A 25,844-nucleotide genomic window follows, 5' to 3' on the forward strand; every position below is an offset into this window, starting at 1 on the left:
GCTTATGCCAAGTTTATGCGGCGACCGTCAACGCTTGAGCACCATGCCATATTCGGCGGCCATCGGTTCCACGTCCACAACGCCGTACTGGTCCAGCAGATCCAGCCAACGGCGCTTGTTCTCCTCGCCGAACCGCGCGGCTCGCACGGTGTATGCGTCGGCAGTGAGGAATTTCGGCGGTAACGATTTGCTGTTGTACTTGTCCGCCACCATCACGAGTTCCTGTTCGAGATTCACCGGCTTGTAATCGTCCGGCGGCAGCGGCAATCCTTGACGGATCACGTCTTCCTTGGTGAGTCCGACACCGGTGTGGTTCCGCGCGAACTGCGCGATCTCCTCGGCGACTCCCTGTTCGATCAGGTACTCGTAGCCGAGCAAACCGTGCTTGATGTATTCGGGGCCGTTGAACTGCAACGGTTCACCGTCGGTGCCGTCGTGCTTCAGCACACGGTACGTGCCGATATCGTGCAGCAGACCGCCGATCACCACCAGATGCTCGTCGATGAGCCGTGGCGGCACCTTGCCGCCGATTACGCCATCCGAAGGTGGCAGGGCGTCTTCCATCTGCATAGTGTCGGTAGGCAACGAGCAACGACGGGTGAACAGCGCGTTCTGCCGGCGGGCGAGCGCTCGGGCGATGCGTGCCACGATGACGCAATGTCGGTGGATGAGGTCGTATGCCGCGTCGCTTGGCGCGATACGATGATGCAGTTCGTCGACCTGTTCGAGGGTCGGAATATAGCCAGTCATACGCACCATCTTAGGCCTGTATACGTTGGCATACGGCCAATGCCTTGAACCCGCGGGCAGCGGTCAGATGCTGCGGATGCTCCACTGGCCGGTACGGTTCGATGCGACGATCATCTGATCGTTGCCGAGATCCTTCCAGCCGTCCGCTTCGAACTGGTCGAAACCGGACGAGGCCACCACGATGCCAGCCGCGTTGTTCTGGTCGTCGGCGAGCGGGCGGTACCGCATGACACGGTAATCCAGCGCCTTCTCCCCTTCGCCGTATTCCTCGTAGATTTCAACAATGCGCGATGACGTGCGTTCACGTCCGGCAGCGTTGAGGGCGATAAGTGTGTCCTGCGATTGGATCATGCAGTTGTAGCTCGACTTCGGGTAGGTCTGGCGCAGCTGGCGCACGGTCTGCGCCACGGCTTCGGCCAGCTCGTATCCGGATGCCACGTATTCGAGGATGATCGAGAAGAAAATCGCGGAATCGGAACGTCCGCCGGTGCCGAGGAACGTGCTGTGGTTCACCGGGTACTGCTTGTTCTCCACGATGTTGCGACCGTGGGAGTCGGAAATGTCGCCGTTGTGGACGAAACTCAGCCCGTTGCTGAAGAACGGCTGCTGGTTTTCCAGGATCAGCGGAATGCCGGAGGATGCGAGACGTAGATGGAACAGGCCACCGCGGGCACCCTCACGCGCAAGTTCGGGGAACAGCGGATCGTATTTCGCTGCAACGGTGGACTTGTACAGTTTGGTGCCGGTTTCAGGCGATGGCGCGCCGCCGTCCAACGTTCCCGGCACTTCGGGCGGGTCGTACAGCGACGCGCAGCCCCAACCGTCGTTGTGGATGCGGCTCAGTTCGCGGAACTCCTCAACCGTGGGGATGCCTAGGATATCGTTGAGGCTCAGATTGGCGCCAGCCGTTGCGTATCCCAGTAATCTGCACATAGTAGGGCTACTGTACCGCGCGTGCGTTTCGACGCGCGGGCAGCGCTATAACCATTGCCTATATCCGACTCCGTTCCCCGGTTCCGCCATCACGTTCCGCTGTCGCGTTCCATCACCGATTCCCGGAGCCGTGCGACTCATTCGGAGGTGCGCTTGAGCTTCGGCGGCCTGTTCGTAGGCACGAACAGCGGCTGCACTTCGATGAGCGGATTGTAGGGCGCGAGGCCGAACCATTTCACCGCGGAACCGGCCATATGCCTGATCGCATATTTGACGGACAGCGACAACGCGCCCCTTCTCGACACCTTGGATTCGGGCATGAGCGCCTTGTGGATCAGCACGTATTTGATGGTGCCGATGCCCGGATCGGCGTCGACCTTCGGGTAGATGGACTTCTGCTGCGGCAGTTCGCCGGTGTGCTCCAGGTCATGCATGATCTGATGCAGATACGCGGGAATCGACTGCGACACCTTGAATCCCAGCCGCATTTTAATGCGGAACAGGTAGTCGGTGCCGAAGCTTTCCACACTGTATTCACGCGTGAACGGCTGGTCGGTGGTTTCCACGCTCAACGCCCACCAGGCGCGTGCGCGCTTGGGGTGATCGGCGAAGATGGAGAAGAAGATGTCGGTATCAAGGCGCTTCATCTCACTATCGGAAGTGAGGTAGACGATGTTGTCGGCAAAGAACGGGATGTGGTTGTCGCCGTGCAGCTTGTCGAGCGTGGGCAGGAAGTCCTTCGGCCTCATGTGGCGGCGTTGTGCGCGTTCGATCTTGGTGCCGTCGTTCCACGTGACCATGATGAACAGGATCGCCAGCGTCAGCAGCATGGTGAACCAGCCGCCGTGCAGGAACTTCGCCATCGACGCCACGAAGAACATGGTCTGTATCGCGAGGAACACCACCAGGAACACCATCGACCAGACTTTGCTCACCTTATGCCAGATGTAAACGGCCAACAGCACGGTCGTGGTAATCATGGTGACCGTCAATGCCAGTCCGTATGCGGCGGATATGTGTTCCGAATCCCGGAACAGCGCCAAGACCGCAAGGGTCGCCACGCACAGCACGGCGTTGACGACCGGAATGTACAGCTGGCCGCGCGTACGCGCCGGATAACGGACCTGCAGGTGGGGCATCCAGTCAAGTCGGGTCGCTTCAGACACCATGGTGAACGCGCCAGTGATCAGGGCCTGCGAGGCGATCACGCCCGCCGTGACGGAAAGCACGACCGCGATGCAACGCACGGACGGCGTCATCATCTCGAAGAAGGGGTTCAAGCCGTGCAGATGGTCGTAGGCTTTGTCATCCCAATGGTTGAGCATCCACGCGCCCTGGCCGAAATAGCATAGTACGAGCGCGACCTTGATGAATGGCCAGGTGAAGTAGATGTTGCCACGGCCCACATGCCCCATATCGGAGTACAGGGCTTCGGCACCGGTGGTGGAAAGGAACACGGTGCCCATCACGGCGATGCCGGCCGCGTTATGCGGGCTGAACAGGAATTTCACGCCATACACGGGGTTCAGCGCCGCGAACACGCTCCAATCCTGGCTCAGGTTCACCAACCCGGCCACGGCGAGGAACGTGAACCACACCATCACCACGGAACCGAACACTTTGCCGATGCTTTCGGTGCCGTGCGATTGCACGCAGAACAATCCGACGATGATCACCACGGTGATCATGAGTGTCAGCTCCTTGTTTTGCGTGAACAGGTTCTCCAAGGCGGGCAAGGTTTCCAAACCTTCGACGGCGGAACTGATGGACACGGCCGGTGTGAGCACCGAGTCGGCCAGGAACGCCGCACCGCCCAGCATGGCCGGGAACACGAGCCACCTACCATACCTGCGAATCAGGGAGTACAGGGCGAAAATGCCACCCTCGCCGTGATTGTCGATGCGCATGGCGATGAACACGTATTTAACGGTGGTGATCAAGGTAATGGACCAGAACACCAGTGATAGCACGCCAAGCACCGCTTCGCGATTGGCGTTGGCGAGACCTCCCTGCCCATTCAGGAAGGTCTGCATGGTGTACAGCGGTGATGTGCCGATATCGCCGTAGACCACGCCGAGTGCCACGATGGCCATGCCCAGGCTGATCTTGTTCGGCCCTGATTGCAGTCGAGCCCACCAGCGTCCAACCGGACCGCGCTCATGCGCACTGGCGAGTTTTTCGGCCTCGCGGCTTTCCGCCTCGGCCTGTTTGACGAGTTCTGCGCGTTCCTCTTTCGTCAGCGAACTATGCGACACCTTGGGAACGTTGGTGAACCGGTCGGCTCTGAGCAGCGCCGCGTCATCCGCGCCGTCGGTGTTACCGCCCTGTTTTCGTTTTCGCACGTTCCGCCCGTTCGTGTCCTTCATCATGATCCTCCCTTGGGTTCTCAAGTCCCGTTCTCTGATATCGCAGAGACATGGTAGTTCACCCTTGGTATACCCACAACTCGGTAATCATTCGATGCCGTAGACCTTCCGCGTGGTTTCGCGGGTTCCGCAGGCCACTTCAGCTATCGACATATCGAGCGTGTCGGCCATGGCTTGGAGGGTATAGGGGATCATATAGGGCGCGTTCGTGCGGCCGCGGTATGGCATGGGCGTCAGGTAGGGAGCGTCGGTTTCGACCATGGCGTGGTCAAGGCCTACGATGCGCAACGATTCGCGGATGCCGTCATTGCCCTTGTAGCTGCAGGTGCCGGAGAAGCTGAGATACCAGCCGTGGTCACGGGCGATTTCGGCCATTTCCACGTCGCCGGAGTAGCTGTGGAATACGGTGCGTTCGGGGGCGCCGTCGGCGAGCAGGGTTTCGATGACCTCCTTGTGAGAGTCGCGGTCGTGAATCTGCATGGGCAGGCCGAGTTCCTTGGCGAGCGCGATATGCGCACGGAACGCTTCACGCTGCAGTTCCTTGGCTTGTTCGCCGGTGCGGAACAGGTCCATGCCGGTTTCGCCGATGGCCACCACCTGCTTGGGGTAAGTGACGGCGAGCCGATGCACTTCGGCGAGCGCATCCTCGAAGCTGACATCATGCCACGGCTGGTATTTCACCGGCAATCCGTCCGGCCCCGGTGCGGCGCGATGGCCATGGTGCACGGCCTCATTGGGGTGGATGGCGAGCGCGGCATGCACGTGGTCGTGCTCGCGTGCCATGTCGACGGCGGTCATGAGGTTCGGCAGTTCGCACCCGCAGTCGATGATGCCGGTCACGCCGACGGATGCCGCCTGCTGCAGCAATTCGTCCACGCTGTACACGGGCACTTCCGGTTGGCCTTTTTCCATGGCTTCATGGCTCATGGCGCGTGCAAACGGCACTACGGAGGCCACGTGGGTGTGGTTGTCCACCACCTGGGTGTCGGCCGGCAGCGCTTCCGGTGCCGGGGCCCAGCTGCGATCGCGATGCTTCTTTTTGCTCATACGCGCCATAGTGGACTCTCCCCGTGACGAACCGGAAACCCGCACATACGCGAACATCCCGCATACGGGACCGTTACCGTCCGACGATTACCGGACATAACGGCTGTATGCGGGATGCTTGTCTGTTTGCTTCGGGTGTAAAGACCCGTATGCTCACTGTTCCGCGGACTGTTCCGCGGAAGTGGTTTCGGCGCTCTTCTTCTTGCCGAACTTGGCTTTGAGCAGACCGACGATGGTGGGCACGAGCGACACGGCGAGGATCAGGATGATGATGAGTTCGAAATGCTGCTGCACCGCGGGGATGCCGCCGAAGAAGTAGCCCATGAAGGTGAACAGGGACGACCAGCACAGGCCGCCCAGCACGGAGAACGGCGTGAAACGGCTCCAGCGCATGCCGGAGATGCCGGAGATGAACGGCATGAACGTGCGGATGAACGGGAAGAAACGACCGAGGAACACGGCGAGCGGTCCCCACTTCTCGATCATTTTCTCGGTTTTCTCGATGCGTTCCGGGGTCATGGCCTTGACCTTGCCGGATTCGAGAATGCGACGGCCGAAGAAGTGACCGATCCAATAGTTGCACTGGTCACCGATGATCGGCGCGAGCCAGACGACCGGCAGCAGGGCCAGCAGCGGCAACGCGGCCTGGCCGGTGGCACTATCGGGCGCGGCGAACACGCCTGCGGCGAACAGCAGCGAATCGCCTGGGAGGAACGGGAAGAACACGACGCCCGTTTCCACGAAGATGATGATGAAGATGAAGCCCAACGTGGGGGCCACGCCCATCGCGATCCAGCTGGCGATGGCCGCGCGCGGGTCCTTCAACAATTCCACAAAGAAGTTAATGACGCTCATACGATTCCCAAATACTCGTTCATCTGTTGGTTTCGGCCGACGGGCATGAACAATCGCCCGCAAACCGTCAACAACCCTATCAACAGATGGCGTGATATGGTCATGCGCATATCGCTACCTGTCCAAATCTGCACATTCCCGCAACCTGGCGGATACGTAACCTTGCGCACATGCGGAATTCCCCCGGCGGCGTTTCGAGCCGTCGGGGAATCCCTATAAATCCACACTCCCCCACTCCGCTGATCGCGGTATGCGGCGAATGGCGTTTGAGCGCACCCGTCAGCGTGCGAGACGCTGGCGGACAAAACCGTCCAGTGCGGCGGCGTCGATGCCCTCATAGCCGTCGATGGAGGCGAACTGCGGGCCGGACGAAGTGTCCGTGCGGATGGCGCAGGTCTGCGCAATGGTCGTAGCACCGGATGCGGCACCGGCTTCGAGTCCGACGAAAGTGTCTTCCAGCACGACGCATTTCGCCATATCCTCAGGGGCGATGCCGAGCTTCTTCGCGGCGAGCAGGTACGGCGCGGGATCGGGCTTGTGGGCGCAATCGTCGTCGCCGCATACGTAATCGAGGAACAGACCATCGGCCTGCTGCATGATGTTCTCGGCCATGGGCCTGGGAGATGTGGTGACCAGCATCACCGGAACGCCCGCCTCACGCAGGGAGCTCAGGGTTTCCTTCACGCCGTCGATCCATGGCAGGCGCTCCTGCTCGGCCTTGAACACGTAGGCTTTGAGCTGCACGTCGATCTCCTCGATGCTCAGCGTGCAGCCACGTTCGATCATATGCTCAGCCACTTCGGGAACCGGCTTGCCGGAGCATTCCCAGCCGAGATCCTCATCCCAGTAGCCGCCGTTCTTCGTGGCAAGTTCGATTTCGCCATCATGCCACAGAGGCTCGGAATCAATGGTGGTGCCGTCAAGATCGCAGAATACGGCTTTCAACAGCATGTTTGCTCCTTGCTGTGGAAGAACGAAAATTACGCCTCCAGTACACCAAAGCAACTCGACAGCATCAGCGCTCGGCGTATACGATTCGGCGCGCATTCGGCGCGGAATTCAAAGTGTGCTCAGCGGTATCCCCACAGAATCATCGATTTGGACCCGGACGCCGAATCGGGATCATAGCCGCTCGTGCCGGACGGCAGTTCGCGCACCGTGGCGTGGATGTCGCGACGCCACCTGCGCGCACTGGTGGAACGCTGCATTTCGACGATGTCGCCGTCACGACCGGCCGCGAACACGCTGCCATCGTTTTCCGCATGCATGCGCCTGATCTGACGGCGCAATTGGCGGGTTTCCTCCTGCAGTTCGAGGATGCGCGTGATGCCGGCCAGATTGATGCCCTCATCCTGGCTGAGTTTCTGCGCCTGCACCAACCGGTCAATATCACGCAGACTGTACCTGCGAGCGCCGCCCGAGGTGCGCTGCGGCACGACCAGTCCGACGCGATCGTACTGGCGTAGAGTCTGGGGGTGGATGTTGGCGATTTCGCCGACCTGCCCAACGGTGAAGATGGGCAAAGCGATGTCGAATCCCGCATTATCCGCGCCGTCAAGGTCGGCTCGGCCCAGAACGATCGCCGTCGCGCATAGCGCGTACAACTGGCGCACCTGCTGTGCCGTCTTCGCCATCATTCACCTTCTTTCGCGTATTCCGTCGTAGTCGTCGTGATTAGTCACGTGATCAATCACAAGTCGCAAATCACAGATCGCGGACGCCGTACCGCCCCGCTCCCCCACCTCGTCGGCGTGGCAAACGGGACGGCACAACGCGGTCAGCGCTGCAGGTATGCGCCCGCCTCTTCATCGAATTTCTTGGCCGTGCGCTTGAGCCCCAAACCGGGTTTCGCCGGCACGTGGATCTGCACTCGTCCGATCAGATCGCCCGTCTGGTTGCCGGATGCCACACCGTGGCCACCGACCTTCACTTCCGTTCCGCTGGAGGTTCCCGCGGGGATCTTGAAGGTCACGGCATTGCCGTCGAGATCCGTGGCTTCGACCTTGCCACCGGCGACGGCCTCGCCCACGGTGACGGGAAGATCCATCACCAGATCGTGGCCGCGCATGGTGAACTTCGGGTCCTCCTGCACGGTGATCTGCAGGTACATGTCACCGGCCGCGCCACCGTTGCGGCCGGGCTTGCCTTTGCCGCTGAGACGGATCTTCTGCCTGTCCTTGACGCCGGCCGGAATATGCGTCTTGAACTTCTTGCCATCCGCGGAGAGCGAGACCGTCACGCCTTTGGCCGCCTGGCGGAAGGTGAGCGTGATCTTCGAATTGCGGTCATCACCGCGTTCGGGCTGCGCGGGCTCCCCGTATCCGGCGCCGTATCCGCCACCGTAGGGTGCGCCGCCGTACTGTGCACTGGCCTGCGGGCCGGCTCCCCCGCCGAACATCGAGAAGATGTCGTTGAGATTCGGCTGTCCACCGCCAGACGTCTGGAAGCGAACACGTCCGCCGCCCGGTGCGCCACCGCCGAACATGGATCCGAAGATGTCGGAGAATCCGCTGGCGTCGAAGCCGCTTGCGCCGGAACCGCCGGCGAATCTGGCTCCGCCCATGCCGAACTGGCGGATTGCATCGTACTTCTGGCGCTCGTTCTTGTTGCTCAGCACGTCGTACGCTTCGGAGATGTCCTTGAATTTCTCCTCGGCTTCCTTGGTCTTGTTGACATCAGGATGGTATTTGCGCGCAAGCTTGCGGTAGGCTTTCTTGATTTCGTCGGTGGTGGCATCTTTGGAGACACCGAGGACCTTATAGAAATCCTTGTTCAACCATTCATTCTCAGCCATCACTGCCTCCTTTCAGGAGCTGCTTTGATAATGAAGTCTTTCCCTATCCTTCCACGTTCCGCGTGGAAGGGTCGTTGTACCTTCCCGTTCGGGAAGAATGTGCGCAACGGGCTGCCTGTCTTTCCGAAAAACGGGAACACAGGCAGCCCGGAGTCATGGCATTGCCGGATTGTCCGGAATGCTCAGGCCTGCGGCGAGGCGACCACCACACGGGCCGCGCGGATCACGCGGTCGCCGATGCGGTAACCGGCCTCCACCACAGTGTCGACGGTTTCCTTTTCGGCGTTCGGATCCGGCTTGTGCAGGATCGCGTCATGTTTGGTCGGATCGAAGTCCTCGCCTTTTTCGCCGAACTTCTCAACGCCGAACTTCTCGAAGGCCTTGTCGATCTTCGCGGCGACGGCCTTGAAGGAATCGTCCATCTCGCTGTGCTCGCGGATGCGGTCGATGTCGTCGAGGGCGGGGAGCAGCGCGGTCAGCACGTCGATGATGCCGTGCTGGCGGAAGCGGTCCTGTTCCTTCTTGGCGCGGTTGCGGTAGTTGATGAACTCCGCGCGTTCGCGCTGCAGCGCCTCGAGGTAGTCGGCGGCTTCCTTCTTCGCCTTGCCCAGCGGGGTCAGCGTGTCTTCGGCGGCCTTGTCGTCACCTTCCGTGTCGGCTTTCGCATCGTCAGGCTTGGCGGCTTCGGGCTTCGTGTCGTCGGCCGGTTCCTTGGCCTTCGGGGCGGACTGATCGGACGCCTGGTTTTCGGCAGGCTTCGCCTCATCCGCGGCGGGGGCGGCCTGCCCGGCCAGTTCGTCGGCGTCGGGCAGGTCGTTCAGGTACTCGTCCTTGTTGAAGTCGGACATGATTACTTGTTGTCCTTGTCGTCGTCATCCACGACTTCGGCGTCGACCACGTCGTCGTCGGAGCCTGCGGACGCACCGGCGGCACCAGCGGCACCGGCACCGGCAGCGCCAGCGGCGCCTTCGGCACCCTGCTGCGCGTACAGCACCTGGCCGATCTTCTGAGCGGAGGTCATCAGCTCGCTCTGAGCGGTCTTCACGGCCTCGATGTCCTCGCCCTTCAGGGCTTCCTTCAGCGCGTTGACCTTTTCGGTGACTTCCTTGGCCACGTCGTCGGAGAGCTTGTCCTTGTTGTCGTTGACGAGCTTCTCGGTCTGGTAGGCGAAGGCTTCGGCCTGGTTGCGGGTCTCGGCTTCCTCCTTGCGCTTCTTGTCCTCGGCCTCGTGGGCTTCGGCTTCCTTGACCATGCGGTCGATCTCGTCCTTCGGCAGGCCGGAACCACCGGTGATGGTCATGGACTGCTCCTTGCCGGTGCCCTTGTCCTTGGCGGACACGTGCACGATGCCGTTGGCGTCGATGTCGAAGGTGACTTCGATCTGCGGGACGCCACGCGGAGCCGGAGCGATGCCGGTCAGCTCGAAGGTACCCAGCGGCTTGTTGTCGCGAGCGAACTCACGTTCACCCTGGTAGACCTGGATCAGCACGGACGGCTGGTTGTCTTCGGCGGTGGAGAAGACCTCGGAACGCTTGGTCGGGATGGCGGTGTTGCGCTCGATGAGCTTGGTCATGATGCCACCCTTGGTTTCGATGCCGAGGGACAGCGGAGTCACGTCGATGAGCAGGACGTCCTTGCGGTCGCCCTTGATGACGCCGGACTGGACGGCTGCGCCGACGGCCACGACCTCATCCGGGTTCACGGACTGGTTGGCTTCCTTACCGCCGGTGAGCTCCTTGACGAGCTCCTTGACGGCGGGCATACGGGTGGAGCCACCGACGAGCACGACGTGGTCGATGTCGGAGACGCTGATACCCGCATCGGCCAGCACGTTGTTGAACGGCGTGCGGCAACGGCCCAGCAGGTCGGAGGTCATTTCCTCGAAGTGGGCACGGGTCAGGGTCTCGTCCAGATGCACCGGGGTGCCGTCGGGGGTCATGGCCAGGTACTGCATGGAGATGGAGGTGCTGGTGGAGCTGGACAGTTCCTTCTTGGCCTGCTCGGCGGCTTCCTTCAGACGCTGCAGGGCGATCTTGTCCTTGCTCAGGTCGACGCCGTACTTGTTGCGGACTTCGCCGACCAGCCAGTCGATGATCTTCTGATCCCAGTCGTCGCCGCCCAGACGGTTGTCGCCGTTCGTGGCCTGCACCTGAATGGTGGAGAAGCCGTCGTCGTCCTTGCCGATTTCCAGCAGGGAGACATCGAAGGTGCCGCCACCCAGATCGAAGACCAGGATGCGCTCATCTTCCTTGCCCTTTTCCAGACCGTAGGCCAGTGCGGCGGCGGTCGGCTCGTTGATGATACGCAGCACGTTCAGGCCGGCGATCTTACCGGCATCCTTGGTGGCCTGACGCTGGGCGTCGTTGAAGTAGGCCGGGCAGGTGATCACCGCGTCGGTGACCGGCTCGCCCAGATATGCTTCGGCGTCGCGCTTGAGCTTCATCAGGATCTGCGCGGAAATCTCCTGCGGGGTCCACTTCTTGCCGTCGATCTCGACGGTCCAGTCGGTGCCCATGTGGCGCTTGACCGAGCTGATGGTGCGGTCGACGTTGGTGACGGCCTGACGCTTGGCGACTTCGCCGACCAGGATTTCGCCGGACTTGGAGAATGCGACCACGGACGGGGTGGTGCGCATGCCTTCGGCGTTCACGATGACGGTGGGTTCGCCGCCTTCAAGCGTTGCGATGCAGGAATTCGTGGTGCCAAGATCGATACCAACTGCACGTCCCATAACTATGACTCCTTATGTATGTGTTCCGTCGGCTGCGGCGGAACTTTGTTCTCGTTCTACGGTTTTCCCGCTCACGTTTCTTTTCGGGCCTCACGACCCGTTCCAAAACTTGAGCCTACATCACTCAACTTCCCAATGTCAACTTTTATTCCCAATTTCCTCAAAAACTTGAGTCGATATCTGTCAAGTTTGCGGAAACGGTTCGGAAGACAGCGGTTCCCGCCATAGGAAAGACAACGAATTCACAGGGGGAAACGCTATGGAGAGGACACGTGCAGACTTCTTTTTGCAATCGTTGTCAAAATAAGCTATCTTGTATGTCATAAGAGAAATCAGCAAACCACCTGGGGGATCAACGCAGAATTCTATAGGGACGTTTGCAGAGTCACTCGAAGAGGAGCTATCCATCATGACTAATGCCACACAGCGCGAAGAAAGTGCCGAACGTCTCGCACGCCCACTCATCCAGCTTGCCAAGGCAAGCGGCTTGTCCACCTCCTTCTTCGACCAGCTGGGAACCTACACCGAAATCAGCGACGAAGCACTGGTCGCAGTGCTCGCGGCCCTCGGCATCGACGCATCCACCGACGAGGCGATCGCCCACTCCCTCGAACTGCATGAGGAGAAGCAACGCAACCAGCTGATCCCGCCGACCATCGTCGCCACCACCGGCAGAACCACCACGGTCGAGATCAATTGCAGCGCGGAGTGCGACATCACCGCCTCCATCACCTTGGAAGACGGCACCACATTCGACGAGGACATCGACGCGCTCCCGGATCTCGATTCCGCGCATCCGACCATTGCCATCCCCGGCTCCCTGCCGATGGGCTACCACACCCTGCACGTGTCCACTGAAGACCGCGACGCCGATGCAACCATCATCAACGCCCCCGCACATATCGCGGTGCCCGAAGCGGTGGCCGACCACCATCGTTGGGGCTGGATGACCCAGATGTACTCCGTGCGCTCCCACGAATCCTGGGGCGTCGGTGATTACGGTGACCTGAAGCGCCTACTGGCCGACGCCGCCACCAAATCCGGCGCCGACTTCATGCTGATCAACCCGATTCACGCCAGCGCCCCGCTCACGCCGCTCGAACCCTCCCCCTATCTGCCGGAATCACGTCGATTCCTCAACGTCACCTACATCCGTCCGCAGGACATCCCCGAGTACGCCGAGCTCGATGCCGAAGCTCGCGCAAAGGTCGATGCGCTGCACGATAGCGTCGCCGCCAACAACGAGGATTCCGGCCCCATGGATATCAACGCGGCGTGGGACGCCAAGCGTCCGGCGCTGCGCATTATCTTCGACGCGGGGCGTTCCGCGCAGCGCGAGGCCGAGTTCGAGGCGTTCAAGAAGAGCGCCGGCCCCGATCTGGATTCCTTCGCGGCTTGGAGCCTGTGCTTCGAGGCCTGGGGTGCGCCGTGGGGCGACAACCCGTGGTTCAAGGAGACGACCGTCACCAGCGACTCCGTGAAGCAGCTCATCGCAGACAACGCCGACCTGTTCGAGTTCAACCGCTGGCTGCAGTGGATCGCGGCCGAGCAGGTCAACGCCGCGCAGCGCACGGCCCTCGACTCCGGCATGGCTCTGGGCGTGATCCAGGACATGGCCGTCGGCGTGCACGGTTTGGGCGCGGACGCATGGGCGAATCCGGAACGATTCGCGGCAAGCGGCGTCACCGTGGGCTGCCCGCCGGACTTCTACAACCAGCAGGGTCAGGACTGGGGTCAGCCCCCATTCAACCCGAACTATCTGGAGGCCACCGGCTATCAGGTGTACCGCGAGATGGTGCATTTCATGTACGAGCACGCGGGTGCCGTGCGCATCGACCATGTGCTTGGCCTGTTCCGCCTGTGGTGGATTCCGCAGGGTCTGGGCGCACGTAACGGCGCCTACGTGAACTACAACTACGAGGCTATGCTGGGCGTGCTCGCCATCGAGGCGACCCGCGTGGGCGGCATGGTGATCGGCGAGGATCTGGGTACGGTACCCGATTACGTGCGTCGGGTGCTCGGTGAGCATGGCGTACTCGGCACCGAGGTCGAATGGTTCGCGCGCGTGGATTACTCCCCGAACGCCGGCGACCCGTACATGCCTCCGGAGGATTACCGCCGTCAGGCGTTCGCGTCCGTGACTACGCACGATCTGCCGCCGACCGCCGGCTATCTCAACTACGAGCATGTCGATCTGCGCAAGAAGCTTCATCTGGTCGACGACCCGGAGGCGTTCCGCAAGTCCGCCGAAGCCGAACAGCATGCCATGCTCGACCGTTTGATCGACAGCGGTTACATCACGCCCGAAGTCGCAGCCGATGTGCCGGCGCATGAACAGCAGATCGTCGAAGCGATGCATGCCATGCTTTGCGACACCCCGTCCCTGCTGTTGCAAGCCGCATTGGTCGATGGCGTGGGCGAGCACCGCAGCCAGAACCAGCCCGGAACGTCCAGCGAATACTCGAATTGGCGGGTTCCGCTGGCGGATGCCGACCAGAACGTCGTGCTGACGCCCGATGTCTTCGATTCGCCGCGCGTGCAGTCCCTGTCCAAGGTCATGCGTGACGGCGTCGCTAAGTAAACCATTCGCATCATTCATCTATCCGCTCCACGTGCGATGACGCGCCTTTGAACGCTCAAAGGCGCGTCATCGCACGTGATATCGTTTTCATAGATTTTCACCATATTGTCAGGAGGATTGGTGGCACAAGCAAGTATTCAGGCGGTCGCCCGCGAGGCGGGAGTTTCCGTATCCACGGTGTCACGTACCTTCGCTAAGCCCGACCTTGTATTGCCGGAAACCCGCGAACGCGTGATGACCGCTGCGGAGAAACTGAACTACCGCATCTCACGTTCCGCCGCGGCGCTGAAGTCGGGGCAATCGTTCCGCATCGCGCTGCTGTTCAGCGAATCCATCATCACCTGGTTCAATTCGCGCATCTACGCCGGACTCGACTCCGTGTTCCATCCCGCCGGCTATGACATCTCCGTATTCTCGATGACCTCCGCCGACGAGCGTAGGAAGTTCTTCACCGATCTGCCGGTACTGCGCAACGCGGACGCCGTCGTGGTGAGCTCCTTCAACATCGAACCCGATGAGGCCAGGAAGCTCAAGGCCATGAACGTGCCGATCGTCGGCATCAACATCCCATCGAACGACGGATTCGACGCAGGCGTGAGCATCGACGACCATGCCGCCGAACACATCGCCGTGGACCATCTGGTCGCTTTGGGGCATCAGCGCATCGCCTACATCGGCTATGACGAGATGGACGATCGCTCCGCGCTGCGCTACTCGGCCAGCGCACGTCTGCAGGGCTTCATGGACGACTGCAACTCCTACCCGGGCGTCACGCCCATGCCGTTGTCCCTCGATCACGCCGGCGACCCGGCCAACGCAGTGCTCAACTGCATCATCTCCGCCTCGCCTGCGCCTTCCGCGGTATGCCTGTGCGATGATGAGCTCGCCATCCCGGCATTGTTCCGTCTGCGCCAATACGGCCGTCGCATCCCGCAGGATCTTTCCCTGATCGGCTTCGACGACAACCTGTACGCCTCCAGCCTGGGCCTGACCACATTGCATCAGGACCCGTACGCCATGGGCGCCAAGGCCGCGCAGAAAACCCTCGCCCTGATCGCATCCGATGGCAAGCACCCCAGCGCCGCCGCAGAGCCGCGATTCGAAACGCCGCAGGTGCAACTCATGCTGCGCGAGACCACCGCGCCGTACATCGATCCCAACGCCTGATCGCGCTTTGCACGCGCTCTTGCGCTCCTATGAATGATGCCGACCCACAATTGGGTCGGCATCATTCATATATCGCCACATGCGCACTGATTCGGGCCGTTTGGGACTGCGTCTCACAGGGGAAGCCGCACAATCCCCACAGGCTCTCAAAGGCCTGTTCCTTGGCTTCTATTCGCCTTTCGCGCCACCATCCGCATCCGACTTCAGATACTTGGCGAAACCACGTTCAAGCAGCGGAATATGGCACAAAATCATCGTGCCGTAGCCCATGACCACCAATAGGAACAGACCCTGCGGGAAGTAGAACCAGCAGGCTGCCAGCAGGCCAAGCCACACCACGTCGATGACGATCATGCCCAAGGTCAGCAGGATGCGGCTCACACCGAACACAAACGCGTTCGCCAACGTGCGCCCGACCGAATTCTCGAACCGCGCCTGCAGGGCGAACACCCATTCGAAGCCAATCATCCATACGATGGTCAAACCGAATTTCGGAATCAGCAGCGGTGTGATCTGCAACACCACCCACGCGTACGCCAGCGCGGCGCCGGTAATGCCGAACACCGCCCACAACGCGGTCGATTTGACGAAGTTCGCGCGGAACGCCTTGAAATAGTTCGCGGTCACACCACCGGCCTCCCCCTGCAAGGCGCGCCTGGAGGCGTCATGCGCGGCCGTGATCGCGGCGCCGATGGTGATGACAGGAATGGACGTGACGATCATCAGGATGTTGATCCAGATGGCATCCGTGAGATTCCGCAGCTCCTGCATGAACTTCGAATCGGGGGACAGGAAATTCACGTTGCACGCTCCCTTCGTCACGATGACGGCATTCACCGGCATTCACCAGACGCATACGCCCGACGCCGATGAACCGGCACGTCATCGTTCTTCACTTCATGATTCCTTGTACAGGATAGTCTTCCGGCCGAATCGGCATTCGGCCATAAACGCGAGGCGGGGGCGGGCGGTTCGTTGAGAACCGCCCGCCCCCGCGTATCGCTTTCGGACGTTTGTCGGTCAGCCCTTGACGGCTCCAGCCATTACGCCCTTGACGATGTACTTCTGGCAGACCAGGTAGAACACGATAATCGGGATGATCGCGAGGACCAGGCAGGCCATCATGGCACCCATATCGACGGAACCATAACCACCCTTGAGGTACTGCACGGCCACCGAGATGGTCTTGTACTTGCCCAAGTCGAGCGTCAGGTACGGCAGCAGGTAGTCGTTCCAAATCCACATGGCTTCGAGGATTGCCACGGAGACGATGCTCGGCTTCATGATCGGAACCACGATCTGGAAGAAGATGCGCGGCACGTTCGCGCCGTCGATCATCGCGGATTCCTCAAGCTCCTGCGGGATGCCCTTGATCACGCCGGTGAAGATGAACACCGCCAGACCGGCGCCGAAGCCGAGGTACACGATGCACAGACCCCACGGGGTGTTGAGCTTGAGCATGTCGGCCAGCTTGGACAGGGTGAACATCACCATCTGGAACGGCACGATCATGTTGAACAGGAACAACGTGTACAGGAGCTTGGCAGCCCAGTTGTTCACGCGGACGATCCACCATGCGCACATCGAAGTGCACAGCAGGATCAGGATGACCGAGCCGACCGTGATCAACAGGGTCCAGCCGAAGCTGGCGAAGAAGTTCGTGGTTTCGATGCCACGCGTGTAGTTTTCCAGGCCGACGAACGCCTTGCCCGAGGGGATGGAGAACGCGTTCGCGGAAATGTACGCCTTCTGCTTGAAGGAGTTGATGATGACCAGCACGATCGGGAAGATCCATGCCAGCGAGACGATGCCGAATAGAGTGGTCCAAAGCGCCGGATGCTTGACCTTGTTGTTGTCGGTCATCAGGCCGCCACCTCCTTGCTAGTCGTGAGCTTGTTCTGGAGCAGTGCGATCACCGCAACCAGGATGAAGAACAGCACTGCCTTGGCCTGTCCGACACCTTCCCAGCCCATGCGGCCGTAGAACGTACGGGTGATGTTCATTGCCAAACCTTCAGACATGTTGCTCGGAGCGCCGTTGGTCAAGGCGAGGTTCTGATCGTACAGCTTGAAGCCGTTGGTCACGGTCAGGAAGGAGCACACGGTGATGGACGGCATCATGAGCGGAATGATGATCTTGAACATAGTTTGGGTGCCGTTCGCACCGTCGACCTGGGCGGCTTCGAGCACGTCGGTCGGCAGCGACTGCATGCCGGCGATGTAGATAATCATCATGTAGCCGATCTGCTGCCAGCACACCAGAATGACCAAGCCCCAGAAGCCGTAAGTCGCGGAATAGGTCAACGCCTTACCCCAGTGGGCGAGAATGCCGTTGAGCAGCAGCAGCCAGATGTAGCCCAGGATGATGCCGCCGATGAGGTTCGGCATGAAGAACACGGAACGGAACAGGTTCGAACCCTTGATCGCCTTGGTCAGCATGTAGGCGATGGCGAACGCGACCACGTTGATCACGATGGTCGTCACGATGGTGAAGGCCGTCGAGAATCCGAGGGCGTGCAGGAATTCCTTATCCTGCAGTGCCTTGCCGTAGTTCTTGAGCCCGACCCATTCGCCGTCGGTGACGGTTGTGAATTCACAGAAGCTCAGGTACACGCCCATGATGAAAGGCACCACGAACCCGATGATGAATGCTGCGAAGGTAGGCAGCGCGAACAGCGCCCACCACCGCCGTATTGCTTTTCCAACCATACTAATCATGAAACACCACTTCCTCCTCCTTGAGTCCGTCACACTGCGTCGTGCACGGAATTCAATCCTTGCTGCGCTTGGCGCGCCGCTTGCACGGTTCGATATGCTGTACACACCCTCATGCAAGACGTATTAGCATGATACGTGCCGCGGAAACGTATGTCAAACGTTGTCATTTCCGGCGTTTCCCCTTCATGACGGTCAAAAAAACTTTGACGCCGATGCCTTGAAAACATTATATTCCCACTGCACCGGCGTTGCCGAACAGTAAAATGCAAACGTTTGTAAAACGTTTACCATCCCCCCCTCTACTAGCGGTAGCGTCAAAGTGTAAGCTGGACTTCAAGAAAGTAAATTTGCGCAAGGCGGGTTCCATGACTAGCAGCATTCAAGATGTAGCCAAGGCAGCGGGTGTATCTATTTCCACGGTTTCCCGCTCATTCACACGCCCGGATCTGGTTTCCGCAAAGACACGCAAACGCGTGCTGGATATTGCCAACGAACTCAATTTCTCACTGTCCCGCTCCGCTGCGGCGCTGAAATCCGGCAAGTCCCTACGCATCGCAGTCCTGATGAGCGGCCGTATCAGTCTCTGGTTCACCGCGCAGGTCATCGAAGGCCTCAACGAGGTACTGCACGCCGAGGGGTACGATATTTCGATCTTCCAGGTTTCCAGCATCGAGGATCGCAGGGAGTTCTTCGACACGCTTCCGGTGCGCCGCAACGCCGACGCCGTCATCGTCGTTTCCTTCGATATCGACGCACAGGAAAGCGCACAACTCGCCTCCGTGGGCGTGCCGATCATCGGCATCAACGCCGTCAAGCCCGAGGAACGCGGATTCTCCGCCGCCGTCAACATCAACGATGAGCAGGGCTCGACGCTCGCCGCCCGTCATCTCATCGCGCTCGGCCATCGCAATATCGCCTACATCAGCACCGACCGCGGCATCTCGCTGTCATTCTCTGTCAAGAGCCGTTTCGACGTGTTCTGCGAATGCTGCCGCAAGGAGGGTGTTGAACCGTGCATCGTGACCTGCCAAGTCGACCATGACGGCCACTACCAAATCAGTGACGTGGTCACGCAATTGATGAGCCTGCCGGAAATGCCAACTGCCATCGCCTGTCAGGAAGACGGCATCGCCGTACCGCTGATGTTCCAGCTGGAACGCAACGGTTTCTCCGTACCCAGCGACATTTCGCTGATCGGCTACGACGACAGCATCTACACCAACGACATCGGCCTGACCACCATCCGCCAGAATCCTGCGGAAATGGCACGCACCGCGGCGCGTATGACACTCGACCTCATCCAAGGCCACGACCCCTCCCCCGCGTTCGTGGAGATCCCGGCACAGCTGGTCGTACGGTCCAGCACCTCCGGCGTCCACCGCTGACGGCGTTCGCGCCCGTTACGTCACCTTGAGGCCTGCCCCCCATAAAGGGGGAGCAGGCCTTGTCGCATTCGGTCGCACACGAGCCGATTGCGAGGCGTGCGACATCATGTGCATCTCACCGTAGGGAGCGTCCTGCAGTCCCGCCCAGACGAAGTTCCCCAAATGCAATGATGGCCGCCGACCCATAAGGATCGACGGCCATCAGCCATTGGAGAAGTTACATGAAGAAGCTTTGACAGAGAGGATGAGGCGACGGTCGGGGAGAAGGAACCGACCGTCGCCGGTATTCAATTATTGTTCAGTTATTGAGGAGATCAGGCTCAGTGGGAGGCCTTGTACTCGGCAGCCCAGTTGTCCACGAACGCGGTCTTCACGGCGTTCCAGTCGCCGGTGCCCTGAGCGTACTCAAGCAGAGCGTTGCCCAGCTTGTTCTTCCACTCTTCGGACGGCATCATGGTGAAGTTCCAGGAGACCTGGGTCTTGCCGGACTTCTGATCGTCCTGAGCGGCCTGGACCAGCGGGTTGTCGGACTTGACGTCGGAGAAGGACTTGAACGGGGTGGTGAAGCCCATATCCTGGCTCAGGGACTTCTTGCCTGTCTTGGAGGTGATGACCCACTTCAGGAAGTCCTTGGTGGCCTGCTTATCGGCGTCGGAAGCCTTGTCGTTGATGCACCAGTAGTTCTCGGAACCGGTGGCCAGACCCTGCTTCTCCTCACCCTTGACACCAGTGTAAATCGGCATCATGCTGATGGAGTCGGCCTTCATGCCGGCCTTCTGCAGGTCGGTCCAAGCCCAAGTGCCGTTCTGATAGAAGGCGGCCTGACCGAGGGCGAACTCGGAGTTGGCATCGTCACCGGTCTTGGAGCTCAGCTGCGTGCGATCGGTGGTGGAGTCGGTGATGTACAGGTCGAAGATGTTCTTGTACTCCGGCAGGTAGGTGCCCTTGATGGTCTCCGGCTGCTCGGTGATGTTGTCCTTGGTGAACTCGTAGTACAGCGGCAGGTTGGCCAGATGGGTCTTGAAGCGCCAGTCGGAGCTGGAATCGAAACCGGCGGAGGTGAAGGCACCCTTGATGCCAAGCTGGTCCTTCTTGGCCTGCATGTCGTCGGCGACGGCCTTCAGGGTGTCGAAGTTGTCGATCTCGTCGACGCTCTTGATCTTGGCGCCATCGGTGGCGATGTACTTGTTCAGGATGCCCTTGTTGTAAATCAGGCCGTAGGTTTCCATCACGTACGGCACGCCGACGACCTTATCGCCGTCCTTCAGAGCCACATCCTTGTTGATGAGCTGGTTGTACGGCTCAGTATCCTTCATGTCGGCAGTGTAACGCTTCCAGTTCTGGTAGCCGACGGGGCCGTTGACCTGGAACAGGGTCGGGGCTTCAGTCTTGGCGATTTCAGACTTCAGGGTCTGCTCGTAGGTGCCGGAGGCTGCGGTCTGGACCTTGACCTCGACACCGGTTTCCTTGGTGTATTCCTTAGCCAGGGCGGTCCACTGGTCGGCCGATTCAGGCTTGAAGTTCAGGTAGTAGACCTTGCCCTTGCTGGAGCCGGAGCTGGAGTTGGATCCGCATGCGGCAAGAGTGCCCAAAGACATGGCAGTAATGGCAACCAGACTGACCGCTGCTTTCACGTTACGATTCATCATCGAACCTTTCTCTTCCTTTTTTTGTTTCTCCGTCCGGACAGACTGTGTCCGTTGTTAAGGTGTCGGCTTCAGCACCTTCGAAGATTTCAACAGTGCCTATTATGGCGCATCTTTAGCATTCTTGCAAACGATGGCAAATTTTGGCGTGCCGTGATCACGCGGCACCCCTTGACCCCCAGCCTCCGGTACGCGTTTCACCACGTGTCATCGCACGGAGGAATGGAGCGACCGGACCATGAAACAGGCAAAGACTCCTTTCTGTTGTCAACAGTTCCAACGCTCGATAACACGATCCCCCTTGTACAGGCTCAGCACCGAATAGTGCGCCGTATCCAAACGAAGCAGGCGTCCGAAGCCCGGATCAAGACCGATCCACTGCGAGGTCAGAATGCGCAGAATATGCGCATGCGCGACCAACAGCACATCCTTCCCCGATTCGACAAACGGCACCACCTTCCCGATCACGTCACAGGCGCGGGCCGCGGCATCATTAAGGCTTTCACCGGCACCGGCATGCACCTGCACACGTTCGCCGCCCGGAAGCGTCTCCTGCCAATCCGCATTCATGAATTCCGGCAGAGACGTCGGCCCATCACGCCACACATCCCAATCGAAACCGGCCATATCACTCACCGTTTGACGGGTGCGCCCCTCAGCACGGCCATAATCCCATTCCGCAATGTCATCAAGCGTGGCAACCTGATCGAAACCAGCCAGACGCGCCGTCTGCTGCGCCCGCTTCAACGGGCTGGCGAACACACAACCCTCACCGAACCCTTCAGGGAACGCGGCCCGAAGCCGCTCACCGGCAGCCAAAGCCTGCTGTTCACCAACCGACGTCAACGGAATATTCGTACGTCCGGTATGCTGCCCCGATTCACTCCACACGGTCTGCCCGTGGCGAAGCAAAACCAGACGCCCGGTTTGTGCAGCGGCCACGTTGCCACCCAGTTCATTTTCACTCATAGTCACACTTTACCCCGTACACGGCGGCGACCCATCGGCACGCCGTTTCCCGCGAGCCTGAACCGCATGGCCGTATATGCCGTATACGCTGCGCTTCGATGGCTGGCACGCAATCGACCGGCGGTAGACTGGTGCGTATGAGCGACGAAACCTACACCGCATCCGAATCGACGGCTGACCGCGCGGTCGAAGCCCTGCACCGCATCGATGGCAAGGTCGCCGAGTTACGCAAGCAGCGACTGGAGGATCCGGATTCCGCCACCGACAAACTGGCCATGGCTGTCATCCCCACCGTCACGAGCATGATTGCGGGCAAACTCTTCCAGCTGGCTTGGGACAAGGCATGGAAGCGCCACGGCAGGAACACGGAGGGTACCGGCAAAAGTCTTGCGATGACCCTCGCATTCACCGCGGCCTCGGCCGCGTTCGGAGCCGCCGTATCCATGTTGTCCGAACGGGGTTCGCAGGCGATGATCGACCGCCGCCACCGCAGGAGCGGCAAGCGAAGTCACTGATTCACGGTAACGGCGAGTGCAGCGAGCACGGTAGTTACTTCCCCTCATCGGGAATTTCACGAAAACCATGCGAGAATCCTTGGACATCCCGATTGCGCGGGTCATGCAACCGCGTGAGAATAGCGGTATGACCGAACTCATTCATAACGACACCATCGACACGCTTCTGAAGCGTCGCTCCATCCGCAAATTCAAGAACGAGGAGCTGGGTGACGACGTCATCGCCACACTGGAAACCGCCGCGCAACACGCACCGTCCAGCCAGTTCCTCAACGATTGGTCCGCGATTCGCGTCACCGACACCGCCATCAAGGAACAGCTCGCACGCATCGGCAGGCAGCCGTATATCGCGCAGGCACCCCTCCTGTACGTGTTCGTGCTCGACGAGTACCGCAACGCCGCAATCGCCCGTTCCAAGGGCGTGGAAACCGGCGACGACACGTTCACGCTGAATTCCAGCTACCGTTACACGCAGGCCCAGAACGACGCCGTGTTGGCACTGCATGCCATGGAAACCGCCGCGTACTCCCTCGGATTGGGATGCGTGGTGCTCGGTTCCATTCTGAACGACGCCGCGGCGCTTGTGGACCTGCTGGACCTGCCGGAATACACGTACCCCGTTCTAGGTCTGGCGATTGGCAAGCCCGACCAGGAGCCGATGCTCAAGCCGCGCATGCCGCGTTCCATGCAGTTCTTCGAAAACGCCTACCCGTCCAGCGACGAGCGCCTGCTGGCCGGCCTGGATGAATTCGACGATGAAGTGCACCAGTATTACGATCTACGCAACACGGAACGTCCCGTCGACGCTTTCAGCAAGCAGATCGCGGAGAACGCCGTAGACGATGGCGTGCTGTCCAGGCCGGTGCTGCCGTTGTCCGAGCGTCAGGGATTCCGTCTGGACCGCTAATCCGGATCGTCGCGCGATTCATCATTCCACATACGAAAAAGGCTGTCCGAAACCATATGAACGGTTTCGGACAGCCTTTTTCGTTTTTCTGCGACTATCGTCGGCGTGGCTTGTACCCTTTCTTACGCGATCGGGGCTTCATCTGCCGATCCGATGGCATGGACCTGTAGCTCGACTGCGGATCATGATGCGTCAGATGCCAAGTTCCGCAGAATTCGCACCGGTAGACCCACAATTCCGCCTCACGTTCACGCCAGCTTTGATCGGCGGCCCGCTGGGCCGTTGCCTTGTCGTGGTACATGATCTTATTCGACTCGGCGCAACGCTTAGGTACGAAGTAATGCATAGTGCCACATTAGTGTAGTCGCTGAAGAAGACCGTCACCGCTTGGCCGCGAAGGCCCTGAAATTGGCTAGGCAGGCACCTGCCACGGCCAAAGCCAGCACGATGAAGCCCCAGTGCGCACCACGTTGCGTAGCCGCGACGAACGAGGCGGAACCCACTTGGCCGTGCCCCGACTGAGCGATGCCCCGGCACACCGACATCACGGTCGTGTCGACCGCACCGGACAGTTGTTGGAAAGTGTTGAACAGCGCATTGCCGTCGGCCTTGAACTCCGGGTGCACGGGAGCTATGCCGCACGTCATCGTATTCGCGAAGCACATCGAGAATCCGACCATATACACGAAATAGCACACACCGATCATAATGACATTCGATCCCGGACCGATCAGCATGGCCATCAATACCGTACCGAGCAGCGCAGCGGCCATGGCGACGGGCATGGGGCGGACCGGCCCGAATTTGTCCAGCAGAGAGCCAGCAACGGGACCCATGATGGCACCGAGCAGCGCACCGGGCAGCACAATGGTGCCGGCGGCAAGCACGGAGGCTCCGAAGCCCAGCCGCGAGGCGTTCGGAATCATGTAACCGTAGCCGATGGTGACGAACTGCAGCAGCACATAGGCCAGCAGATGCCAACGGAATTTCACGCTGTGCAGCACGCCGAGACGCACCAGTGGGGAGAACGCCCTTCTCGACAGCACCACGAACAGCGCCAGCAACACAACAGCCCCGCACAGCAGCACAACCGCTATGGCACAAGCGCCGGCGGCACCCTGATCACCGGCGCTGATCGCGGTGATGGCAGCACCGCCACGGTCAAGCGCGAATACGAAGCTCACGAATCCGGCGGCAAGCAGCAGCACGTGCAGCGGGTTGATATGCGCGTCTTCAAACGGAGCCATCTGACGAATGTTCTTCAATCCCAGCAGAAGCGAAACAAGCAGGAACGGCAGCATGATGGCGAAGATCCAACGCCAGGGCATGAACGTGCCGACTAGTCCGCCGACGGTCGGGCCCAATGCCGGAGCGACCGCCACGATCATGCCACCGATGCCCATGAACATGCCCATACAGGTTCTGGGGGACTGTTCGAGAATGATGTTGAACATCAACGGCAGCGCGATGCCGGTACCCGCGCCTTGCAGTAGTCGGGCGACCATCAGCATCGGGAAGTTCAACGTGCATGCTGCTATTAGGCAGCCGGCGATGCACAGCAGAATCGCGGTAAGGAAGATGTTTTTCAGCGGATATTTACGCTTCAGATATGAGGATAGCGGGGTGACCAGGGAAACCATCAGCGGGTATCCGGTGGTCAACCATTGGATGGTGGACGTGTCGACGTGGAATTCGGCCATGAGTTCAGGGAACAGCACGTTGGTCAGGGTTTCGGTCAGGATGCCGATGAATGCCATGATGCCCATCGCGACGATGGAGAGCACCAGGGTTGGTTGGATGCGGTCGTCGCTGTTTACCAGGCGATCGTTCCTGCTGCCAGGGGACATTGTGGCGGTCGTATTCGATGCAGATTGCATGGGATGCCGCAAATCGTCCTGGGAGTTCTTCTGATTGGAGATGTTATGCGCAGTGGATTGTGACATGCGTTGAATGCCGTTTCCGGCAATACCTTTCACGGCCCGGCGGAATGGAATCGGATAACACGGGTATGCCGAGCAATTCCCCGGTATCCTTCTGTGATCGCTTCGCCGCGTCGGTGCCGTCCGTATCATTCGGGCCGACCCCCGGATATACGAAAAGGACCCCGGGAACCCCCGCAGGGGCTCGACCGGGATCCGATCCAACAGTGTAAGCGGCGACGTGCTACTCTCCCACACCCTCTCAGGTGCAGTACCATCGCCGTGCAAGGCCTTAGCTTCCGGGTTCGGAATGGGACCGGGCGTCTCACCTTGGCTATGGTCGCCGCAAATCTTCAACCTATCACCACCCCGCCGGGGGGACGGTGGCATATGGCGGTTCGGGAACCGGACAATGGACGCGAATTCGTTCCGTGGACCAAACGGATGCTCCCTGCCGGGGGAACAAGCCGAAGGACGCAATACGGGCAACACCAAAAACAACATGGCGTGTTGTGTGATTGCCTTTCCCCCGTTAGTACCGGTCAGCTCCACCCCTTGCGGG

Annotated in this window: 22 protein-coding genes and 1 rRNA gene; 5 read left to right on the forward strand and 18 right to left on the reverse strand. The window is 60.2% G+C overall.

Annotation, left to right across the window (positions count from 1 at the left end):
* Positions 1–27: 27 nt before the first annotated feature.
* The 10 genes from BUB29_RS09085 to dnaK all read right to left on the reverse strand — a co-directional run bounded on the left by BUB29_RS09085 (position 28) and on the right by dnaK (position 11,476).
* Positions 28–750 (reverse strand): HD domain-containing protein, encoded by a 723-nt coding sequence (locus BUB29_RS09085; protein ID WP_033523718.1) that lies wholly within the window; start codon positions 748–750, stop codon positions 28–30.
* A gap of 63 nt (positions 751–813) precedes the next feature.
* Positions 814–1,683, reverse strand: a complete 870-nt coding sequence (locus BUB29_RS09090; protein ID WP_033523706.1) for a class II glutamine amidotransferase — start codon at positions 1,681–1,683, stop codon at positions 814–816.
* A 137-nt stretch (positions 1,684–1,820) separates the two neighbouring features.
* On the reverse strand, positions 1,821–4,049 hold the full coding sequence (locus BUB29_RS09095; RefSeq protein WP_234945726.1) for a KUP/HAK/KT family potassium transporter: 2,229 nt from the start codon (positions 4,047–4,049) through the stop codon (positions 1,821–1,823).
* An 87-nt stretch (positions 4,050–4,136) separates the two neighbouring features.
* Entirely contained in the window at positions 4,137–5,096 is a 960-nt protein-coding gene (locus BUB29_RS09100; protein ID WP_033523705.1) for a TatD family hydrolase, read from the reverse strand.
* Positions 5,097–5,249: 153 nt separating this feature from the next.
* A complete protein-coding gene (locus BUB29_RS09105) occupies positions 5,250–5,951 on the reverse strand; it encodes a DedA family protein (RefSeq protein WP_033523704.1) in 702 nt (233 codons plus the stop codon).
* 279 nt (positions 5,952–6,230) lie between these two features.
* Complete coding sequence (locus BUB29_RS09110) at positions 6,231–6,902, reverse strand: HAD family hydrolase (protein ID WP_033523703.1); 672 nt, start codon at positions 6,900–6,902, stop codon at positions 6,231–6,233.
* 119 nt (positions 6,903–7,021) lie between these two features.
* The gene (locus tag BUB29_RS09115; protein WP_033523716.1) at positions 7,022–7,585 is read right to left on the reverse strand and encodes a heat shock protein transcriptional repressor HspR; all 564 of its coding nucleotides are present in this window, start codon (positions 7,583–7,585) and stop codon (positions 7,022–7,024) included.
* Positions 7,586–7,728: 143 nt separating this feature from the next.
* A complete protein-coding gene (locus BUB29_RS09120; protein WP_033523702.1) occupies positions 7,729–8,745 on the reverse strand; it encodes a DnaJ C-terminal domain-containing protein in 1,017 nt (338 codons plus the stop codon).
* 182 nt (positions 8,746–8,927) lie between these two features.
* The gene (gene grpE / locus BUB29_RS09125) at positions 8,928–9,593 is read right to left on the reverse strand and encodes a nucleotide exchange factor GrpE (RefSeq protein ID WP_033523701.1); all 666 of its coding nucleotides are present in this window, start codon (positions 9,591–9,593) and stop codon (positions 8,928–8,930) included.
* A 2-nt stretch (positions 9,594–9,595) separates the two neighbouring features.
* Positions 9,596–11,476: a molecular chaperone DnaK gene (gene dnaK, locus BUB29_RS09130; protein ID WP_033523700.1), complete on the reverse strand. Its 1,881-nt coding sequence runs from the start codon at positions 11,474–11,476 to the stop codon at positions 9,596–9,598.
* A gap of 409 nt (positions 11,477–11,885) precedes the next feature.
* Here dnaK and malQ point away from each other — a divergent pair, with 409 nt between their 5' ends.
* Both malQ and BUB29_RS09140 read left to right on the forward strand, forming a co-directional pair.
* Positions 11,886–14,057: a 4-alpha-glucanotransferase gene (gene malQ, locus BUB29_RS09135; RefSeq protein WP_033523699.1), complete on the forward strand. Its 2,172-nt coding sequence runs from the start codon at positions 11,886–11,888 to the stop codon at positions 14,055–14,057.
* A gap of 120 nt (positions 14,058–14,177) precedes the next feature.
* The gene (locus BUB29_RS09140) at positions 14,178–15,224 is read left to right on the forward strand and encodes a LacI family DNA-binding transcriptional regulator (RefSeq protein ID WP_033523698.1); all 1,047 of its coding nucleotides are present in this window, start codon (positions 14,178–14,180) and stop codon (positions 15,222–15,224) included.
* 168 nt (positions 15,225–15,392) lie between these two features.
* Here BUB29_RS09140 and BUB29_RS09145 read toward each other — a convergent pair whose 3' ends face one another.
* From BUB29_RS09145 to BUB29_RS09155, 3 genes are all read right to left on the reverse strand, one after another.
* Positions 15,393–16,025, reverse strand: a complete 633-nt coding sequence (locus tag BUB29_RS09145) for a YesL family protein (RefSeq protein WP_033523715.1) — start codon at positions 16,023–16,025, stop codon at positions 15,393–15,395.
* Positions 16,026–16,244: 219 nt separating this feature from the next.
* Positions 16,245–17,087, reverse strand: a complete 843-nt coding sequence (locus BUB29_RS09150) for a carbohydrate ABC transporter permease (protein ID WP_033523695.1) — start codon at positions 17,085–17,087, stop codon at positions 16,245–16,247.
* Positions 17,087–17,941 carry a carbohydrate ABC transporter permease gene (locus tag BUB29_RS09155; RefSeq protein ID WP_033523694.1) on the reverse strand — a complete coding sequence of 285 codons (855 nt, stop codon included), beginning with the start codon at positions 17,939–17,941 and terminating at the stop codon, positions 17,087–17,089. The genes BUB29_RS09150 and BUB29_RS09155 overlap by 1 nt, the downstream gene beginning before the upstream one ends.
* A 365-nt stretch (positions 17,942–18,306) precedes the next feature.
* Between BUB29_RS09155 and BUB29_RS09160 the strand changes: the two genes are divergently transcribed.
* Complete coding sequence (locus tag BUB29_RS09160) at positions 18,307–19,326, forward strand: LacI family DNA-binding transcriptional regulator (RefSeq protein WP_033523697.1); 1,020 nt, start codon at positions 18,307–18,309, stop codon at positions 19,324–19,326.
* A gap of 320 nt (positions 19,327–19,646) precedes the next feature.
* Here BUB29_RS09160 and BUB29_RS09165 read toward each other — a convergent pair whose 3' ends face one another.
* On the reverse strand, positions 19,647–20,975 hold the full coding sequence (locus tag BUB29_RS09165) for an ABC transporter substrate-binding protein (RefSeq protein WP_033523693.1): 1,329 nt from the start codon (positions 20,973–20,975) through the stop codon (positions 19,647–19,649).
* A gap of 264 nt (positions 20,976–21,239) precedes the next feature.
* Positions 21,240–21,941 (reverse strand): histidine phosphatase family protein, encoded by a 702-nt coding sequence (locus tag BUB29_RS09170; protein WP_033523692.1) that lies wholly within the window; start codon positions 21,939–21,941, stop codon positions 21,240–21,242.
* A 137-nt stretch (positions 21,942–22,078) separates the two neighbouring features.
* On the opposite strand from BUB29_RS09170, the gene BUB29_RS09175 reads away from it, so the two are divergent.
* Together BUB29_RS09175 and BUB29_RS09180 are read left to right on the forward strand one after the other, a co-directional pair.
* The gene (locus BUB29_RS09175; protein ID WP_033523691.1) at positions 22,079–22,456 is read left to right on the forward strand and encodes a DUF4235 domain-containing protein; all 378 of its coding nucleotides are present in this window, start codon (positions 22,079–22,081) and stop codon (positions 22,454–22,456) included.
* Between the two features lie 127 nt (positions 22,457–22,583).
* On the forward strand, positions 22,584–23,363 hold the full coding sequence (locus BUB29_RS09180; RefSeq protein WP_033523689.1) for a nitroreductase family protein: 780 nt from the start codon (positions 22,584–22,586) through the stop codon (positions 23,361–23,363).
* Between the two features lie 94 nt (positions 23,364–23,457).
* On the opposite strand, the gene BUB29_RS10190 is transcribed toward BUB29_RS09180, so the two are convergent.
* From BUB29_RS10190 to rrf, 3 genes are all read right to left on the reverse strand, one after another.
* Positions 23,458–23,709 carry a hypothetical protein gene (locus BUB29_RS10190; RefSeq protein WP_033523688.1) on the reverse strand — a complete coding sequence of 84 codons (252 nt, stop codon included), beginning with the start codon at positions 23,707–23,709 and terminating at the stop codon, positions 23,458–23,460.
* Between the two features lie 34 nt (positions 23,710–23,743).
* Positions 23,744–25,306, reverse strand: a complete 1,563-nt coding sequence (locus BUB29_RS09190) for an MFS transporter (RefSeq protein WP_081888431.1) — start codon at positions 25,304–25,306, stop codon at positions 23,744–23,746.
* Between the two features lie 207 nt (positions 25,307–25,513).
* Positions 25,514–25,630 (reverse strand): 5S ribosomal RNA (gene rrf, locus BUB29_RS09195).
* Between the last annotated feature and the right edge of the window lie 214 nt (positions 25,631–25,844).

Source organism: Bifidobacterium merycicum DSM 6492, assembly GCF_900129045.1.
GTDB classification, from domain to species: domain Bacteria; phylum Actinomycetota; class Actinomycetes; order Actinomycetales; family Bifidobacteriaceae; genus Bifidobacterium; species Bifidobacterium merycicum.

What these genes read in the sequence shown, in the direction of transcription:
- BUB29_RS09085 (WP_033523718.1), bottom strand. Translation starts at nt 750, where the DNA reads ATGACTGGCTATATTCCGACCCTCGAACAGGTCGACGAACTGCATCAT.
- BUB29_RS09090 (WP_033523706.1), bottom strand. Translation starts at nt 1,683, where the DNA reads ATGTGCAGATTACTGGGATACGCAACGGCTGGCGCCAATCTGAGCCTC.
- BUB29_RS09095 (WP_234945726.1), bottom strand. Translation starts at nt 4,049, where the DNA reads ATGAAGGACACGAACGGGCGGAACGTGCGAAAACGAAAACAGGGCGGT.
- BUB29_RS09100 (WP_033523705.1), bottom strand. Translation starts at nt 5,096, where the DNA reads ATGAGCAAAAAGAAGCATCGCGATCGCAGCTGGGCCCCGGCACCGGAA.
- BUB29_RS09105 (WP_033523704.1), bottom strand. Translation starts at nt 5,951, where the DNA reads ATGAGCGTCATTAACTTCTTTGTGGAATTGTTGAAGGACCCGCGCGCG.
- BUB29_RS09110 (WP_033523703.1), bottom strand. Translation starts at nt 6,902, where the DNA reads ATGCTGTTGAAAGCCGTATTCTGCGATCTTGACGGCACCACCATTGAT.
- BUB29_RS09115 (WP_033523716.1), bottom strand. Translation starts at nt 7,585, where the DNA reads ATGGCGAAGACGGCACAGCAGGTGCGCCAGTTGTACGCGCTATGCGCG.
- BUB29_RS09120 (WP_033523702.1), bottom strand. Translation starts at nt 8,745, where the DNA reads ATGGCTGAGAATGAATGGTTGAACAAGGATTTCTATAAGGTCCTCGGT.
- grpE (WP_033523701.1), bottom strand. Translation starts at nt 9,593, where the DNA reads ATGTCCGACTTCAACAAGGACGAGTACCTGAACGACCTGCCCGACGCC.
- dnaK (WP_033523700.1), bottom strand. Translation starts at nt 11,476, where the DNA reads ATGGGACGTGCAGTTGGTATCGATCTTGGCACCACGAATTCCTGCATC.
- malQ (WP_033523699.1), top strand. Translation starts at nt 11,886, where the DNA reads ATGACTAATGCCACACAGCGCGAAGAAAGTGCCGAACGTCTCGCACGC.
- BUB29_RS09150 (WP_033523695.1), bottom strand. Translation starts at nt 17,087, where the DNA reads ATGACCGACAACAACAAGGTCAAGCATCCGGCGCTTTGGACCACTCTA.
- BUB29_RS09155 (WP_033523694.1), bottom strand. Translation starts at nt 17,941, where the DNA reads ATGATTAGTATGGTTGGAAAAGCAATACGGCGGTGGTGGGCGCTGTTC.
- BUB29_RS09160 (WP_033523697.1), top strand. Translation starts at nt 18,307, where the DNA reads ATGACTAGCAGCATTCAAGATGTAGCCAAGGCAGCGGGTGTATCTATT.
- BUB29_RS09165 (WP_033523693.1), bottom strand. Translation starts at nt 20,975, where the DNA reads ATGATGAATCGTAACGTGAAAGCAGCGGTCAGTCTGGTTGCCATTACT.
- BUB29_RS09170 (WP_033523692.1), bottom strand. Translation starts at nt 21,941, where the DNA reads ATGAGTGAAAATGAACTGGGTGGCAACGTGGCCGCTGCACAAACCGGG.
- BUB29_RS09175 (WP_033523691.1), top strand. Translation starts at nt 22,079, where the DNA reads ATGAGCGACGAAACCTACACCGCATCCGAATCGACGGCTGACCGCGCG.
- BUB29_RS09180 (WP_033523689.1), top strand. Translation starts at nt 22,584, where the DNA reads ATGACCGAACTCATTCATAACGACACCATCGACACGCTTCTGAAGCGT.
- BUB29_RS10190 (WP_033523688.1), bottom strand. Translation starts at nt 23,709, where the DNA reads ATGCATTACTTCGTACCTAAGCGTTGCGCCGAGTCGAATAAGATCATG.
- BUB29_RS09190 (WP_081888431.1), bottom strand. Translation starts at nt 25,306, where the DNA reads ATGTCACAATCCACTGCGCATAACATCTCCAATCAGAAGAACTCCCAG.